Below are 16,189 nucleotides of genomic sequence, written 5' to 3'. Positions count from 1 at the left end.
CATTCTGATAAATACAAAGAGGAGAAAAGAGAAATGGCGCTGATAGTTAAACATGAAGTGACCGAGCAGGATCAGCAGGAGCTTTTTACCGGTTTGCGCCGCTACAATCAGCAGTTTGTTAATCTCAGCGAATGGGCGCACCTGGGCGTCTATTTTCGCGATGATAATGGCGTTATGCAGGGCGGTTTGATTGCCCACCAGCAAGGTGGCTGGCTGAATATCCACTATTTATGGGTGCATGAGGATCGGCGTGGCAGCGGGCTTGGCAAAGAACTGATGCAGCGCGCCGCGCAGGAAGCGGTCGCGCTGGGTTGCCACCATGCGCTGGTGGATACCTTCAGTTTCCAGGCGCTGCCTTTCTATCAAAAACTCGGTTATGAATTGCAAATGTCGCTGCCGGATTATCCGCACACCGGTATGCAGCGCCACTATCTAACGAAAGCGCTGGTCTGAAATTCAATCCGCTTGCCGTAACAGCGCTTCAGTTGCGGCAACTGCGCGATCGCGCCCTTCTATTTTGGCCTGGTAAAGCGCTTTATCAGCGCCCTCTTTCAGCCGGATGGCATCGTCAAAATTCGCATCGGCGATCAGGCTGTAACAGCCTGCGCTGATAGTGACCACATTTTCCTGACCGCTGGTTTTGGTGTGCGGAATTTTGGCGCTGCGCACCATTGCGACAGCCTGACGCGCGACAAACAGCGCGCCTTCCGGGCCGGTATCGGGCAGGATAATGGCAAACTCTTCGCCGCCGTAACGGGCAATCAGATCGTGACTGCGCACTTTCAGTTTGGCAATAATTTCGCCGACCATTCGCAGGCAGTTATCGCCGGCAACGTGACCGTAAAAATCGTTATAACGCTTGAAATAGTCGATATCGAGCATGATAAGCGAGACGGGTTTTTGCGTCACCGCAGAGGCTTTCAGGCTTTTTGCCAGAAACAGATCGAACTGGCGACGGTTGGCAAGCCCGGTCAACCCATCGGCCAGCGCCATCAGCTGCAAGGTGTGATTGATGCTGGTGAGCTCATCGCGCAGGACGGCAAGTTCCGTCTGGTTGCGCACATTAAGCCTGACCTGGCGGAAGATAATCGCCCCCATCAGCAGCGTACCCAGCAGCAGCATGGCATTCAGCACCAGATCCGGCAGGCTGTCTTTTAACCAGCTATGCCACAGCGCGGGTTTGTCATAACCCGCTGCCACCACCAGCGGATAGCGCTCCAGGCGGGCGAACCCATAAATGCGCTCAATGTGATCCAGTGCGGAAACCCAGGTGCCATTCCCCCGGTCCTTTTTCGCCAGTTCGCGGGTAAATAACGGGCTGGCAGAGAGATTGCGGTTGATGATTTCATCGCCATAGGGGCGCACATACACGGCGGTGCCGTCGGTATTTACCAGCGCCAGCATGTCGCGGCTTTGCAACTCAAAATAGCCATAGAAATGGCGGAAATAGTCGACTTTTACCGTTGCCAGTAAAACACCGGCAAAACCGCCGGAACTGTCGCTGATGCGCAGCGACACCGGGATCACCAGATCGCCGGTCGAACGACTGCGAATAACATGGCCGATGTGAATACTGCCGTGGCCGTTACGGCGGTGGTAGACAAAATATTCGCGGTCACTGTTGTTCGACATCACCGGAATTTTGCCAAACGAGGTGGCTTTCATATTGCCCTGGGTGTCGTAAACCATCAGCCCATGCAACTGCGGTAACCGCTCTGCCAGCTCTGCGAGATAAACGCCGAACTGGTTGACATCAATGCCTTCAATGCTGTCTGTTGGCAGGTTGCGGCGAATGTCCCGCAGCACCAGCTCCGTTTGCAAAAAGGTATCTTCCGCCTGGCGCGCCTGTGAAACGGAAAGGTTAATCGCATCCCGTTCGCTGTCTTCGACGACACGTTCCCATGCCCGGGATAAGGTCCATGCGCTGGTCGCGCTGCCAGCCAGTAACAGACCAACCATAAAAAAAGTGATACTGCGCCCTAGGGAGGAATGGAGCGCCAGCGCCCGCGCGACACGTCTTTTGAGTTTCATCATTCCCCCGCAACCACATCCACTGTTATTCAGTTAAGCATAGAAGAACGATGATTTATAAGCCAAATAACGCAGTGGTTTGCGCTATTTCCGGCGTAATACGCGCGGCGTTGGCATAAAAAAGGAGAATACCGTGTGGATCCTCCTTAGCAGTGAGGCTTGCCGGAAAAGATTAGATTTTGTGAAGGATGCGCTGGGGCCAGTTAATTGCCGAAACACCATTAAGCATCGGGCGGGCAAACAGAAAACCCTGGAAACGCTGAATGCCAACGGCTTCCAGCCAGCACCACTCTTCCACCTTCTCCACCCCTTCGGCGACGACGGTAATTTGCAGTTCGGCGCAGCAATCGATAATCGCTTTCACAATCGCCTGTTTCGGGCCATGCAGATGAATATCGGTGACGATGGTGCGGTCGATTTTCAGCTTGTCTGGCTGGAATTTCGCCAGCAATGACAACCCGGCAAAACCGGAACCAAAATCGTCAATCGCCAGACCAATACCGGCGGCGCGCAGCTGGCGGATGGCCCAGGTAAATTCTTCATAACCGGAAATCACTTCATCTTCTGTCACTTCGACGATGATCTGCCCGGGATTAAGCTGGTTACGGGTGATGTGATTCAGCAGAATGTCCACCGCGCCGGGAATTTTGACCAGCGACATCGGCAGCAAATTGATGGCGACTTTGTGGTTACCAATGCCGAGGCGACGCGCCATTGCCAGCGCCCAGCCTTTCGATGCGAGGTCGGCTTCGTGCAGCTTGTTTGGCGCAATCGTTGAGAAATAGTCCTGCGGGCTGCCGCCGTCGGGTCCACGGATCAGGGCTTCCAGCGACGAAATATTGCCGCGCAACGGTTCGATAATGGGCTGGAAGGCAAACTGGCACGGTTGTTCGTGAAATAACGGGGTATCGCTGGCGAAAGGCGATGTTTTGATGGCGAAACGCCACTGTTCGGGCGACGTGTTACGCACCCCGCCGTTGGTGTTCGGCGAGGCGATAAACGTGCGGATAAATTTGTAGACCCGATCATTGCTGGCCAGCTTATATTTCAGTGTGCCAAAGCGGAGGATCGCGCGTAGCACGACGTGGGGTTTCATCACCCGCAAATCGAACAACACCATTCCTCTGTCAACAAAGCGACGGCGCGGCGCGAAATCGCGCAGCAGTTCAACCACGTTACCGTGGCGGGGATCTTTGCCGATCCGCTCATACACCGCGTTGACCGATGCCTGCGGTCCCTCAAGGACCTGTAAAAAATGATCGCCGTCGAACAGTAAAATTCCCGTTACATGCAATTGCGCGTTGCGCAGGCTTGCTCGCTCGACAATGCCTGCCAGTTGTGAGGGATCTAATGTTCGATTCAGTCGGCTACGGTAAATCAAAGTCGCTAACACGAAATGCTACCCTCAGAATGCCCACAGAAAGCCCGATTAAAAATACGCCATTCCGGAGTCTATCAGCGGTTGAGGATTTCCGTCCGTCAAATAAGGGGCAATCTGTTAGCGTTCTCGTTGGCTTAAAATTGTCAAACGTGCGCGATAGCCGTGGCGAATATGCTCACAGGCGATTTCCTGCGCCGCAGCACTGTCACGTCGCGCCAGCGCGTCAACAATGGCCTGGTGTTCGCGTTTCGACTCTTCGGTACGCTCTTTTAGTTCGTAGGTGGTGCTGCGCAATAACGACAAATGGATGCGTAAATTGTCCAGCATTTCATTGAGATAGGGATTATGTGTTGCGCGGTAGATTTGACGGTGGAACATGCGGTTGTGATCGTGAAGGGCTTTGCTGTCGGTCAGAGAGGCTTCGGCGTGAACCATCTCCTGTAGCAAGGCGATCTCCGCGTCAGAAGCGGCATTAACTGCCAGTGCCATCGCCAGCCGCTCCAGCCCTTCGCGCACATCGAACAACTGACGCAGACGCTCGTAACTGATGTGGGCGATGATAAGACCGCGTTGCGGTCCCGGTTCGGCAAGCCCGAGCGTTTCCAGGCGGTGAAGCGCTTCACGTATCGGCGTTCGGCTCAGGCCAAACTGCTCTGCCAGCCGCGTCTCCTGTAGACGCTCTCCCGGCAGCAACTCTCCCGCTTCGATAGCGGAAATAAGAATTTCAAACGGCGTTAAGCCCGCGTCGCGACCCGTCGATTTCACGTTTTAGCTCCTTTCGTATGTACTGATGATGGCTTTGCAAAGTCTGCACCCTGCCGTCGTTCATCTTGCCACAGGAACGGGGAGGCTTTTGCATTTTTTATTCTTTGCTTATTTAAAAAACATCTTTTGACGTTTACGAAATCGCTGCTATGTTTATTTTAAATTCATTGTATACAAATGAATTCAAATATACACAAAACGAATATTTGCTTTTTATTTTGTAAGCCAACACCGTATTTGCAAGTCAACACCAGGGAAACTGTGTTTTACCATGACAACGAAAGCAGAAACTGCATTAACCCGTGGAGAACAGCTAAGCCATTTTATCAGCCATGCTAATCAACTCGTTGTGCCAGTTGCCGTTCGGCACGAAGCAAAACGCGCATTAATTGATTTTCTTGGCGTGGCGATTGGCGCCGTTAATGACGATGCCGTTAACGCTGTTCGCCAGGTGGCGAAAAAATGGAATGCCGCCGGTGATGCGCGAATTTTCCTTTCTACTACCACCACTCCGGCACTTGCCGCATTAGTTAACGCCACCATGGCGCACGCCGCCGATTACGACGATACCCACCCAGCGGGCGCAGGCCACCCCGGCGGCCCGTGCTGGTCAACGGCGCTGGCGATGGCGCAGGCGCATCCGGTTGACGAGGAGCAGATCCTGCTGGCCTTTATCACTGGTTTTGAAGTGATGGCGAAACTGGGCGGCGGCTGGGTTCCGGGCGTTGGCCGCAACCTGCAACGCCGTGGTTTTCACCCTACTTCTGTTGTCGGTCGCGCCGGCGCGGCAGCCGTTGCCGCAGCGATTTTGCAGCTTTCCGAAGAACAGGTGCGCAACGCGTTAGGCGCGGCGGCAACCATGATGGGCGGTTTGCAGAAATCTTCCGGCACCCACGGAAAACCGTTCCACGCCGGGAAAGCGGCAATGGACGGTATTCTGGCGGCTGAACTGGCAGCGGAAAATTTTGTCGGTGCCCACCATTTTTATGAAGCTGACGGCTGGGTAAAAATCTTTATCCAGGACGGCAGCGCGGAAATTCCCCCGCTTGATTTCGGCGAGAGCTGGGAACTGCTCACCAACGGCTACAAGCTGTATGCCAGCTGCCGTGGTACGCATGCGTCCATTGAGACCGCACGTAAACTTTATCCACAATTGCAGGGGCGCACTATCACCCGAATTTCGGCAAAAGTGCACCCGATGGGCATGGTTAACGCCGGAATTATGGAGCCGCGTACGCCGCTGGAGAGTAAATTCAGCATTCCTCACTGTATCACTCTTGCATTAAGCGGCTACGCTCTGACAGATACCGATTTCACCCAGGCGACGGTTGACGATCCGCGCCCGCGTGCGCTGTTGCCGCTGCTGGAAGTGGAAGCGGTTGATGGACAGTCCGCCAGTTCCGCCTTTATGGATGTCTGGCTGGATGATGGCAGCGTGTTGCATGCGCATACGGATGTCTATCGCGGTCACGCGCAAAATCCACTGAGCGACGATGAGTTGCGCGCCAAATTTGACGCCCTCACCGTTCCTGTCCTCGGCGCGGCGCGAAGCGCACAATTATATGACGCCGCCCTGCACTTTGAGCGTCCCGGATCGCTGGCGCGCATCACCGGATTACTTGCCGGCGACCACTAATTCTTTTTTTGTACAGGAAATCTGTTCATGACTATTGCCCGACAACTTGCCGGTAATTTACTGGCGTTCTCCCGGCAGGCTTTCCCGCAGGCCGCGTACGCCCAGGCGCGTACCGCGATAATTGATACGTTAGGCGTGACGCTTGCCGGCGGTGTGCAGGATGGCTCGCGCAAATTGCGTGCAGTGATTGTCCCTTCTGCCGCGACCGGCAACAGCCGCGTATTTGGCACCGACCTGAAGCTGAACGCGCTCGATGCCGCCCTGTTAAATGGCGTCTCTTCGCACCTGCTTGATTTTGATGATTCCAACTCCTGGCTGCACGGCCATATTTCTGTCGCCGTTTTGCCTGCGCTGCTGGCACTGGCGGATGAGCTGGATATCAATGGCGAAGCGGTGCTGCGCGCGTATATTACCGGCTATGAAACCGCGGTGCGCATGGGTAAAGCCGTGAGCCCGTTTCAGTACCGCCATGGCTGGCATCCGACTACCACGGTCGGCGTTTTCGCCGGTGTGGCGGCCTGCGCGGTGGCACTCGATCTTAATGAAGAGCAAACCGCCACGGCGCTGGCGATGACCGCTTCACTCGCCAGCGGCATTAAATCGAACTTCGGCACGGAAACCAAAGCCCTGGCGGTCGGCCAGGCGGCGCGGAGCGCGGTAATGGCCTGCAAACTGGCAAAAGAGGATTTCAGCGCAGGCGCGAATGCCTTCGAGCATCATCAGGGATATTTTCACGTCTATAACGGCCAGGCGAATGTCGACCCACTCCCGTTAACGGAAAACTGGGATGCAACGCCGTTTATTCTCGATACCGTGAAGAGTAACAATTACAAATACTTCCCATGCTGTTACGCTACTTTATCGCCGCTGGATGGCGTGCTGGCGCTGCGTGAGGAAACCGGGTTGCAGCCGCATGAGATTAAGCACATTGAGGTGAAAGTTCACCCGATCCGCTTCCCGCATATCAATATTCCGCAGCCGGAAAACCCGCTGGCGGGTAAATTCAGCCTGCATTATTGCGTGGCGCGTGCGTTTGTCACCGGCACCCTGACGCTGGATGATTTTATCGACGACGCGCGTTTTCAGGATCCGGCGACACAGACGTTAATGCAGAAAGTGACGCTGGAGCGCCATGACGAAGAGATTACACACAGCGCCTTCGTCACGCTGACCACCGTCGACGGACGGCAGTTTGCCTTGCGGGTCGCCGGGGCGCGGGGTTCCAGCCCGGCAATCCCGCTGCCGGATAACTTGATCGAACAGAAATTTCTTGATTGCGCCAGCCGAATTCTGCCAGCGGCAGAGGCTCAGGCGCTGTATCATCGCCTGCTGCAGGATGATTTTCGTTAAACGGATGTGAGTATGACACTGACGTTGATTCCGCCGGAGATTTCCCCGCTATTTGCCGGGGTGATGGTGTTTTGCAGTTTCCTGACCTCGGCGCTGACGGCCGCCATGGGGCTCGGCGGGGGCACGGCATTGCTGGCGATCATGGGGCTGGGGATGCCGGTGAGCAGCCTGATGCCGGTACACGGCATGGTGCAGCTTGGCTCCAACTTTAGCCGGACGCTGATTCAGCGAGTCCATGTGGTGTGGCCGCTGGTGCTGTGGTTTTTACTGGGTAGCGCGGTGGGCATTGCCGTTGGCGCACCGGTTGCGGCGGTGATCCCGGACAGCATCGCCCGTATCGCACTGGGGGTGTTTATTCTCTGGTCGGTGCTGCGTAAACGCGGAGAACAGAAACCGCTGAGTCGGCCGTTGTTTATTATTGGCGGCGCAGTGAGTAGTCTTGGGACGATGATTGTTGGCGCAACCGGGCCGATGGTCGCCGGGCTTATCAGTTCACAAGGGCTAAAACGCCAGCCGCTGATTGCCACACATGCGACCTGCATGGTGTTGCAACACGGGTTAAAGATCCTCGCGTTCGGGCTGATGGGTTTTGCCTGGGCCAGCTGGTTACCGGTGCTGGCGGCAATGATTATCAGCGGTGCGCTGGGTACGTGGCTCGGAACGCGCGTACTGGATAACGTACCGGAGCGGCTGTTCCGCATACTGTTTCGCATTACCATGATCCTGCTCAGTGCGCAGTTGCTGTGGCAAGGTGTGCGGGGATGGCTGCAATAATTCCATCGTCGGTTTTCTGGATATGCTTTACTGAATTCGTTCTTTGCTAAGGAGGTCATGGATGAGGAACATACGTATACAAACGGAAATGTTAGTGAAATCAGTAATAAATACAGTTAATTAATCGGATAGCAACTTTAAAAAGGATCGGTCATGCTCAAAAAATCTCACCTTGCCGCCTCAGCCTTGCTGCTGGCGCTCGGCAGTTTCCTGGCGCCTGCCCAGGCGGAAAACGCGCCTGCTGTTAATGGCGATACCGTGAAAAAAATCAAAGCGCGCGGTGAACTGGTGTGCGGCGTTCACCCTGCCCGTCACGGTTTTGCCGCGATTAACAGCAAAGGCCAGTGGGAAGGTCTTGATGTTGATTTCTGCCGTGCGCTGGCAACGGCGGTGCTGGGCGACGCGTCGAAAGTGCGTTTTACCCCGCTCTCAACCGCACAACGCTTTATGGCGCTGCAGTCTGGCGAAGTGGACGTGCTGTCACGTAATACCACCGCGACGCTCACTAACGATGTGTCGCTCGGCATCAGTTTTGCGCCGCCTAACTTCTACACCGGCACCGGTTTTATGGTGCGCGCCAACAGCGGCGTGAAAAAACTCGAAGATCTCGACGGCGCAACCGTTTGTGTCACGCCAAGCAGTACCGAACGTAACGTCGCGCAGATTTTCGGCTCGCGCAACATTCACTACACGCCAGTGGTTATTGAAAACAATAAAGAGTATGTCGCCGCCTACCTCGCGGGTCGCTGTGATGTGATCGCCCGCGATAAAGTGGCGCTGCCCGGTATCCTGGCGTTTGATACCGACAAACCGCAGGATCATGTGCTCCTGCCGGGGATGTACTCCAAAGAGCCGCTGGCGATGGCGGTGCGCAAAGGCGACAACCAGTGGTATGACATTGTGAAATGGGTGGTTTACGCCACTTTCGATGCCGAAGAGATGGATGTTAACCAGAGTAATGTCGATGAAAAACTGAAATCCACCGATCCGGATGTTCAGGGCCTGCTTGGTGTCACAGGCGGCTTCGGTCAGAAACTGGGTCTGGATGACAAATGGGTATACAACATCGTTAAACAGGTGGGCAACTATGGCGATATTTACAACCGCCACTTTGGCCCGAAAAGCGCTGAACCGCTGGATCGCGATTTGAATAATCAGTGGAACAAAGGTGGCCTGCTTTACGGCCTGCCGATCCGTTAATCGCCGGGCCGCCTCCGTCTTGCGGGGCGGCCCTTCTCCACTCCTGCCACAGTCGTAATTTTAATGATGAAACAGTCTGACAACTCCGGTGTTCTGGCGTCGGATGCGACGCGCGAGGCCACCGCGTTTCGCCTTTTCACCTTTTTTGGCAGTCAGTCCGTGCGCAGCGCCTGCTACCAGTTGCTGCTGGCGGCGCTGCTTGCAGGATTTAGCTACTGGCTCTACAGCAACGTGGTGGAAAACCTGCATGCGCAACGCATTTCGACTGGTTTCGGTTTTCTGCACCAGCCTGCGCACTTCGCCATCGGGGAAACGTTAATTCCCTACTCCGCGAATGACACCTACACCCGCGCGCTGGTGGTGGGGTTCCTCAATACCCTCTATGTGACGCTGTGCGGCATTGTGCTGGCGACACTGCTCGGATTTTTGGTTGGTATTGGCCGGGTTTCCAGAAACTGGCTATTGATGAAAGTGTGCGTCACTTACGTGGAGCTGCTGCGTAATGTCCCGGTGATCCTGCATGTGATCTTCTGGTCGATGGTGATCCGCAACCTGCCCGCGCCGCGCCAGGCGATAGAACTGCCGGGCGGTTTTCTTACCAACCGGGGCTTAACGTTCAGCGTTCCGGCGGCGCACAGCGGCTGGCAGTGGACATTGCTGGCGCTGCTGGCTGGCTGTGTGTTAAGCCTGCTGGTTTCACTGCTTGCGCGTTACTGGCGCGAGCGGCGCAGCAAAGTGCTGCCCACTGGACGTATTCGCCTCGCGCTGATTATCGGCCTGCCGCTGATGGTGTGGTGGTTGTCCGGTGCGCCCCATGCGCTGAATACGCCGGAGCTGCGCGGGTTTAACTTTCGCGGCGGGTTTACCATCAGTCCGGAATTTACCGCGTTGCTGCTGGGCATCTCGCTCTACTCGTCTGCCTATATCGCCGAAATTGTTCGCGCGGGGATTCAGTCCGTGCCCAAGGGGCAACTGGAAGCGGCACGCGCGCTGTCGTTTTCATCGTGGCATGTCATGCGCTATGTCGTCATTCCGCAGGCGATGCGGGTGATGGTGCCGCCGCTGGCGAGCAAATATGTGAGCCTCGCGAAAAACAGTTCGATAGCCGTGGTGATTGGCTACCCGGAACTGGCGAATATCAGCAACACCATGATGAGTCAGACCGGCCAGGCGCTGGAGGCTATAGCCATTATGATGGTGGTGTATCTGGTCATTAGCGGTACCACCTCGCTGTTGATGAACCTGTTTAACCGCTACGTCGCCATTAAAGAGCGCTAAGGAACCGTTATGCAAAATCCTGTGGTTTTCTGGCTACGACAGCATTTATTTAGCAGCGTTGCACAAAGCGTATTGACGCTGCTGTTATTAACCGTGCTGGCGCTGGTGGGGGCAACGATCCTGCGCTGGGGCGTGATAGACGCGGTCGGTTTTAACGGGACGGCCGAGCAGTGCCGGGCGGCGGCCGGTGCCTGTTGGGCGGTGATCGGCGAGAAGTATCGTCCGATCCTCTTCGGGCTCTATCCGTATGATGAGCAGTGGCGTGCCGCCCTGGCGGTGCTGGTGTGGTTTGTTACCGTCGGGCTTTCGCTGTCGCCGATGTGCTGGCACTCGCGCCTGTTGTGGCCGCTGTGGATAGTCTCGCTGGTTGTGATGTCAGTGCTGATGAGTGGTGGTCTGTTCGGGCTACCGCCGGTCTCTTCTGCGGACTGGGGCGGCCTGCCGCTGACGCTGCTGCTTTTTTCCGGGACGGTGATTATTGGCATGCCGGTGTCGGTGGCGCTGGCGCTGGGCCGCCGCTCTCCGCTACCGTTTTTGCGCGGTTTGTCGGTGGTGTTTATTGAAGGGTTACGCGGCGTACCGTTGATCACGATCTTATTTGTCGCCGTGAACGTTTTTCCGCTGTTTTTACCGGCCGGGATGGAAGTGAACAAGCTGCTGCGGGTGATTATTGGTATTGCCCTGTTCTTTGCCTGCTATCAGGCTGAAGTGATCCGTGGTGGTTTGCAGGCGGTACCGCGCGGTCAGTATGAAGCGGCCGCGGTGCTGAATCTGGGTTACTGGCACACCACCACCAAAATTGTGCTGCCGCAGGCGCTGCGCATCTGCCTGCCAGCGGTGACCAACCATATTATTGCGGCGATGAAGAACTCATCATTCGTGATCATTATCGGCCTGTTCGATGTTCTGACCGCCACCACCGCAGTGATGCAGGACCCGGTATGGCGTCGTTATTACATTGAAACCTATGTGTTTATCGCCGGCCTGTATTTACTGTTTGGCTTTTCGCTTTCCCGTTACGCGGTGTGGATCGAAGGACGCATCGATGAACGCCGCAACCCTGAAGGAGTTTCCTGATGCAAACCACAACGCCCCCGCACGATGCGATCATTCAAATGACCTCCGTCAGCAAATGGTACGGGAAATTTCAGGTGCTGGATGATGTTTCGCTCAGCGTAAAAAAAGGCGAACGCGTGGTGATTTGCGGGCCATCCGGTTCCGGTAAATCGACGCTTATCCGCTGTATTAACCGGCTGGAAGAGCACCAGAAAGGCCAGATTCTGGTGAACGGTATCGAAATGAATGACAATGTGCGCAACATCAGCCGCATTCGTTTGAGCATCGGCATGCTGTTTCAGCAGTTTAATCTGTTTCCGCATTTAAGCGTGCTGGATAACCTGATTATCGGCCCCACGCTGGTGCGCAAGATGAGCCGCCCGCAGGCAACGGAGCTGGCGATGCACTATCTGGAAAAAGTGCAGATCGCCAACCAGGCGCATAAGTTCCCGTTGCAGCTCTCCGGCGGCCAGCAACAGCGCGTGGCGATTGCCCGCGCGCTCTGTATGCAACCGGAGATTATGCTGTTTGACGAGCCAACCTCGGCGCTGGACCCGGAAATGATCAAAGAAGTGCTGGATGTGATGCTGGATCTGGCGGACAGCGGCATGACGATGATTGTGGTCACGCATGAAATGGGCTTTGCCCGTACCGTGGCGGATAACGTGATTTTGATGGCCGACGGCCGCATTGTTGAATCCGCGCCGCCGGAAACGTTTTTCACTCAGCCTGCGCATCCGCGTACCCGTCAGTTCCTCGATCAGATCCTCAGCCATTAATTGCAGTGCGGCGGTTTTCCGCCGCACTGCCGTCGCAGTCAATATTCTGCTGCTGCATCGTTAATAACCATAAATAAATTACTTGTATTGTGGTTTTCTTATACCTGGGACTTTATCTAAAAGTAAAAATGTTAGCCTGCGATGTTAATGTTTCTATTTTTGATCGTCTATTTATTCGCCTTTGCTGCATCACTGGCTATTAATTTGACTTAAGAATGTACTTATGGCTGGTTTGTTTTTTTGTCGTCATTTTTCTTTCGCAAAATCATAACAATATTTATAAATTGAGTCGTAAGTATGACTAAAAAAATATTTAACGCAGCTACTTTCCGTTGCCGATAACTTTGTGGAGAATGCACTGGTAATAACAAAAACTCACTGGCCGGTAAATTATAAAAAAGCCTATTACCGCGTCAGCAATTTATTGATCGCGGTACATTACGGGGTTTTTCATGAAGCGTAACACTCCTGTTACACAGAAAGAGTATTTGCTTAACGATGGGGCGACGCTGTTGTCGACCACAAATACGCACAGCCATATTACTTATGCCAATACGGCATTTATTGACGCCAGCGGATTTACCGAAGACCAGTTGATGGGCGAAGCGCACAATATTATTCGCCACCCGGATATGCCCGCCGCCGCTTTTGGTGATATGTGGTTTACCATCCAGCAAGGTGATAGCTGGACCGGGATGGTGAAAAACCGCCGCCAGAACGGCGATCATTACTGGGTGCGCGCTAACGTGACGCCGGTTTATCAGCAAGGTGAGTTGACCGGTTATATCTCGGTGCGGAATATTCCACAACGCGATGAAATTGACGCCAGCGCCGCGCTTTATGATCAAGTGAATGAAAACAAACTTCGCGGTTTCCGTTTTTATAAAGGTTTAGTGGTTCGCCGTGGGTTATTTTCTTTCCTTTCAATTTTCCAGCGGATTAGTGTTTCAAAACGGATTAACCTGGGCGCCATTATTACCGCTGCCCTGTTAGTGGTATTGCAATTCCTGCCATTTAATGCTGCTGAAAAAGCCGGTGTAACGGTTATTGCATTGGGATTACTTTCCGCTTTTTTGCAGAGCCAAATATCACGCCCGCTCAAAATAGTTTTGTCACAAATGCAAAAAGTGGTCTCCGGGCGAAAAGCCGACTACCGCCATTTTAACCGCGTGGATGAAATCGGTTTGCTGATGCGCCTGGTAAACCAGTCCGGGTTGAACCTTAATTCGCTGGTGGGCGATGTTTCCGCGCAAATAAAAGGCATTCGCGTGATCAGCGGGCGCATTTCCAGCGAAGGCGACTCTCTGCGGCAACGTACGGAAGAGACCTCCGGCGATCTGCACCAGACTGCGGCGGCAGTTGAAGAGATCGCCAGCGCGGTAAGGCAAACGGCGGAAACCGCAACAGAAGCGATGGCGCGCGCGGATGAGACCAGCGCCAGCGCGATGGAAAGCGGCGATGTGATGAAAAAGACCATTGCCATGATGCAGTCGGTTTCCGCGGACAATAATAAAATCGTCGACATCATTGGCGTCATCGACAGTATCGCTTTCCAGACCAATATTCTGGCGCTGAATGCGGCGGTGGAAGCGGCGCGTGCCGGTGAATCCGGCCGCGGTTTTGCCGTGGTTGCAGCGGAAGTGCGTAATCTGGCGCAACACTCCGCCTCTGCCGCGCGTGAAATCCAGACGCTTATCGAACACAACGTGGCTAACGTGAAAAGCGGTGTTGAGATGGTCGAAAACACCGAAACCCACCTGACAGCGATGATCGAAAGCGTGATCAATATGTCGGCGATGATTAAAGAGATCGGCATCGCCACCCACGAACAGACCCAGGCGCTGGAGCTGATTAACCAGTCCGTTTCGCGTATTGGCGCCATGACGCACAACAACACCGGCATGGTGGAGCATGTCACCAGCGCGGCGGAAGATCTCTCTGAACGCGCCGCCCGCCTGCATCGCGCGGTGCATGTTTTCGGCGGTAGCTGATAGTCCAGCACACCATGCTATAGTGCTGCTCCCGGTCGTGGAAAACAGGACATAGCATGGTGTTTCTAAGAGCAGTGCTGATCTTCATCTTTTCGGCAGCCGCCCATGGCGCCGATCGTCTTTCTCCTCCCGCCGGGTTTATGCAACCGCCGGAACACCACCCAGCAAAAGCGGTTAACTGCCCCACAGCTCCCGCGCCTTTTACTGGCGTGCTGGATTTTCAAAGTAAATATGCAGGCTCCGACAGCGCGCGCGCCACGCTCAACCCTGAAGCCGACGCCGCTTTCCGCCAGCAAACCAGACCGATTACCGATATGGAGCGCTTTGTCAGCCGCCAGGTCACCGCCTGGGCGCAAAACGGGAACCCGTTGAATGTCGCCTGTGTGGTCAACGCCCTGGCGGAATGGGCCAGCGCGGGTGCGTTAACTGGCGATGCGAAGAACCATACCGGCAGATCAATGCGTAAATGGGCGCTGGCCACCTTCTCTTCTGCCTGGCTGCAGTTGCAATATTCGCCTCAGCATCCGCTGCGCGCTTATCCGGCTCAGCAGGCAAATATTGAGCGCTGGCTCAGCACACTTGGCGATTTAACCGTTAACGAATGGCATGATTTACCGCTGAATAAAGTCAATAACCACAGCTACTGGGCGGCCTGGGCCATTATGGCAACCGCGGTCGTCACGCAGCGGCGCGATCTCTTTACCGACGCGCTGGATATTTACCGTACGGCGATGCAGCAAATTGATCCGCAAGGTTTTTTACCCAACGAACTGCGCCGTCGTCAGCGGGCGTTCTCTTACCACAATTACGCTATCCAGCCGCTGGTGATGATTGCGCTGTTTGCCCGTGCAAACGGTGTCGATCCAGAAGCGGAAAATCACGACGCGCTGCGGCGTCTGGGGGAAGTGGTGATTGGCGGGATAACCGATGCGCAGCCGTTTGCGCAAAAGACAGGCGCGGCGCAGGATGTGTCGTTTTTACAGCACCCGACCAATCTGGCCTGGCTTGAAGGCTGGTGCCAGCTTTATAGGTGTGATGATCCGCTGCGCCAGCGTATAGCGCCCCTGCGCCCGCTGCAAAACACCCGTCTGGGCGGTGATCTCAGCCATCTGATGGCCGCCACCGCCCGACAGGAGTAAGTGAGGTTAACCGGCGTTTCCGGCTATCGCCAGATAGTCCGTATAGAGCTGTGGCGCACCGGAAAACGATGCGAGCGTGCGCCACTCGTCATACATCCGTTCCGTATCCTGATGTGCGGCGACAAAGGCCAGTGATTTTTCCGTGGAGACATCCAGCCCCGGATGAAAGGCGTTCAGCGACGCCAGACTCTCGATTTCCAGCATCACCGCGTACTGATCGAGACGATTACCGCCCTGACCTTTCAGCATGTGGAATTTCCAGCCGGGGTAATCTTCGACGCGGTGGATATTATCAGTAATGAATTTTTCGAACGTCTGCGGCAGCACGCCCGCGCGCAGGGCGAGGTTGTGGAAACCGACGACGCGCGCCACCGTTTCTTGCCCGGCTTTGGCCTGGTAATTCGGCCCATCCGGCAACGAGCTATGCGTATTTTCCGCCACCAGGGAATAAGTGGTGAAAATGGTCGGCAGCTCGGCAAACGTCGCGAAGGTTTTCCACTCAGCAATCAGCGCCAGCGCCTGCGGGTGTTGCTGCCAGAATTGCTGAGCTTCGGCGGTCTGCTCGCCACTGGCTGTCACATAGCGGGCGTACTGCTGCGCATCCGGCGCTTCGTACAGCATCAGATACTCGTTTTCTCGCTCACCGCGCAAACCTTTAAGCAACGTCCAGCGCCAGCCCGGATACGCCGGGATCTGCACACCGCGCTCGCGGGCGAATTGCTCAAAATCGCCCGCCGTTACCCCTTTTTTCAGGTTGAGGCCAATGTAATGCACGCTAAAAACTGCATGAGATGGGTAATTCATAAAGA

14 protein-coding genes are annotated in these 16,189 nt (G+C 55.1%); 10 read left to right on the top strand and 4 right to left on the bottom strand.

Features of this window, described 5'->3' with window-relative positions; translation table 11 throughout:
- Window positions 1-33 precede the first annotated feature (33 nt).
- A complete protein-coding gene (locus H650_RS02240) occupies window positions 34-453 on the top strand; it encodes a GNAT family N-acetyltransferase (RefSeq protein WP_016496075.1) in 420 nt (139 codons plus the stop codon).
- Window positions 454-456: 3 nt separating this feature from the next.
- Here the strand turns inward: H650_RS02240 and H650_RS02235 are convergent, their stop codons facing one another.
- The 3 genes from H650_RS02235 to H650_RS02225 form a co-directional block, all read right to left on the bottom strand.
- Window positions 457-2,031 (bottom strand): sensor domain-containing diguanylate cyclase, encoded by a 1,575-nt coding sequence (locus tag H650_RS02235; protein ID WP_016496074.1) that lies wholly within the window; start codon window positions 2,029-2,031, stop codon window positions 457-459.
- A gap of 172 nt (window positions 2,032-2,203) precedes the next feature.
- Window positions 2,204-3,424 carry a diguanylate phosphodiesterase gene (locus tag H650_RS02230; RefSeq protein ID WP_044489356.1) on the bottom strand — a complete coding sequence of 407 codons (1,221 nt, stop codon included), beginning with the start codon at window positions 3,422-3,424 and terminating at the stop codon, window positions 2,204-2,206.
- Between the two features lie 105 nt (window positions 3,425-3,529).
- Complete coding sequence (locus tag H650_RS02225; protein WP_016496072.1) at window positions 3,530-4,177, bottom strand: GntR family transcriptional regulator; 648 nt, start codon at window positions 4,175-4,177, stop codon at window positions 3,530-3,532.
- A gap of 271 nt (window positions 4,178-4,448) precedes the next feature.
- Here H650_RS02225 and H650_RS02220 point away from each other — a divergent pair, with 271 nt between their 5' ends.
- From H650_RS02220 to H650_RS02180, 9 genes are all read left to right on the top strand, one after another.
- Window positions 4,449-5,813, top strand: coding sequence for an MmgE/PrpD family protein (locus tag H650_RS02220; RefSeq protein ID WP_016496071.1), 1,365 nt, complete (start codon window positions 4,449-4,451; stop codon window positions 5,811-5,813).
- A 27-nt stretch (window positions 5,814-5,840) separates the two neighbouring features.
- Window positions 5,841-7,163 carry an MmgE/PrpD family protein gene (locus tag H650_RS02215; RefSeq protein WP_016496070.1) on the top strand — a complete coding sequence of 441 codons (1,323 nt, stop codon included), beginning with the start codon at window positions 5,841-5,843 and terminating at the stop codon, window positions 7,161-7,163.
- A 12-nt stretch (window positions 7,164-7,175) separates the two neighbouring features.
- Entirely contained in the window at window positions 7,176-7,937 is a 762-nt protein-coding gene (locus tag H650_RS02210) for a sulfite exporter TauE/SafE family protein (RefSeq protein WP_016496069.1), read from the top strand.
- A gap of 153 nt (window positions 7,938-8,090) precedes the next feature.
- Window positions 8,091-9,137, top strand: a complete 1,047-nt coding sequence (locus H650_RS02205; RefSeq protein WP_016496068.1) for an amino acid ABC transporter substrate-binding protein — start codon at window positions 8,091-8,093, stop codon at window positions 9,135-9,137.
- 63 nt (window positions 9,138-9,200) lie between these two features.
- Window positions 9,201-10,415 carry an amino acid ABC transporter permease gene (locus tag H650_RS02200; RefSeq protein WP_016496067.1) on the top strand — a complete coding sequence of 405 codons (1,215 nt, stop codon included), beginning with the start codon at window positions 9,201-9,203 and terminating at the stop codon, window positions 10,413-10,415.
- 9 nt (window positions 10,416-10,424) lie between these two features.
- Window positions 10,425-11,492, top strand: coding sequence for an amino acid ABC transporter permease (locus H650_RS02195; protein WP_016496066.1), 1,068 nt, complete (start codon window positions 10,425-10,427; stop codon window positions 11,490-11,492).
- Window positions 11,492-12,250: an amino acid ABC transporter ATP-binding protein gene (locus H650_RS02190; RefSeq protein WP_016496065.1), complete on the top strand. Its 759-nt coding sequence runs from the start codon at window positions 11,492-11,494 to the stop codon at window positions 12,248-12,250. The genes H650_RS02195 and H650_RS02190 overlap by 1 nt, the downstream gene beginning before the upstream one ends.
- A gap of 452 nt (window positions 12,251-12,702) precedes the next feature.
- Window positions 12,703-14,241 carry a methyl-accepting chemotaxis protein gene (locus H650_RS02185; RefSeq protein WP_016496064.1) on the top strand — a complete coding sequence of 513 codons (1,539 nt, stop codon included), beginning with the start codon at window positions 12,703-12,705 and terminating at the stop codon, window positions 14,239-14,241.
- A gap of 56 nt (window positions 14,242-14,297) precedes the next feature.
- A complete protein-coding gene (locus tag H650_RS02180; RefSeq protein ID WP_016496063.1) occupies window positions 14,298-15,380 on the top strand; it encodes a mannuronate-specific alginate lyase in 1,083 nt (360 codons plus the stop codon).
- 6 nt (window positions 15,381-15,386) lie between these two features.
- On the opposite strand, the gene H650_RS02175 is transcribed toward H650_RS02180, so the two are convergent.
- Window positions 15,387-16,184: a hypothetical protein gene (locus H650_RS02175; protein WP_016496062.1), complete on the bottom strand. Its 798-nt coding sequence runs from the start codon at window positions 16,182-16,184 to the stop codon at window positions 15,387-15,389.
- Window positions 16,185-16,189 lie beyond the last annotated feature (5 nt).

The organism is Enterobacter sp. R4-368 (genome assembly GCF_000410515.1).
GTDB lineage: Bacteria > Pseudomonadota > Gammaproteobacteria > Enterobacterales > Enterobacteriaceae > Kosakonia.
Note: the sequence above shows the minus strand (reverse complement) of the source record. Positions and strands in the feature narration are given on the sequence as shown.

What these genes read in the sequence shown, in the direction of transcription:
- H650_RS02240 (WP_016496075.1), top strand. Translation starts at nt 34, where the DNA reads ATGGCGCTGATAGTTAAACATGAAGTGACCGAGCAGGATCAGCAGGAG.
- H650_RS02235 (WP_016496074.1), bottom strand. Translation starts at nt 2,031, where the DNA reads ATGAAACTCAAAAGACGTGTCGCGCGGGCGCTGGCGCTCCATTCCTCC.
- H650_RS02220 (WP_016496071.1), top strand. Translation starts at nt 4,449, where the DNA reads ATGACAACGAAAGCAGAAACTGCATTAACCCGTGGAGAACAGCTAAGC.
- H650_RS02215 (WP_016496070.1), top strand. Translation starts at nt 5,841, where the DNA reads ATGACTATTGCCCGACAACTTGCCGGTAATTTACTGGCGTTCTCCCGG.
- H650_RS02210 (WP_016496069.1), top strand. Translation starts at nt 7,176, where the DNA reads ATGACACTGACGTTGATTCCGCCGGAGATTTCCCCGCTATTTGCCGGG.
- H650_RS02205 (WP_016496068.1), top strand. Translation starts at nt 8,091, where the DNA reads ATGCTCAAAAAATCTCACCTTGCCGCCTCAGCCTTGCTGCTGGCGCTC.
- H650_RS02200 (WP_016496067.1), top strand. Translation starts at nt 9,201, where the DNA reads ATGATGAAACAGTCTGACAACTCCGGTGTTCTGGCGTCGGATGCGACG.
- H650_RS02195 (WP_016496066.1), top strand. Translation starts at nt 10,425, where the DNA reads ATGCAAAATCCTGTGGTTTTCTGGCTACGACAGCATTTATTTAGCAGC.
- H650_RS02190 (WP_016496065.1), top strand. Translation starts at nt 11,492, where the DNA reads ATGCAAACCACAACGCCCCCGCACGATGCGATCATTCAAATGACCTCC.
- H650_RS02185 (WP_016496064.1), top strand. Translation starts at nt 12,703, where the DNA reads ATGAAGCGTAACACTCCTGTTACACAGAAAGAGTATTTGCTTAACGAT.
- H650_RS02180 (WP_016496063.1), top strand. Translation starts at nt 14,298, where the DNA reads ATGGTGTTTCTAAGAGCAGTGCTGATCTTCATCTTTTCGGCAGCCGCC.
- H650_RS02175 (WP_016496062.1), bottom strand. Translation starts at nt 16,184, where the DNA reads ATGAATTACCCATCTCATGCAGTTTTTAGCGTGCATTACATTGGCCTC.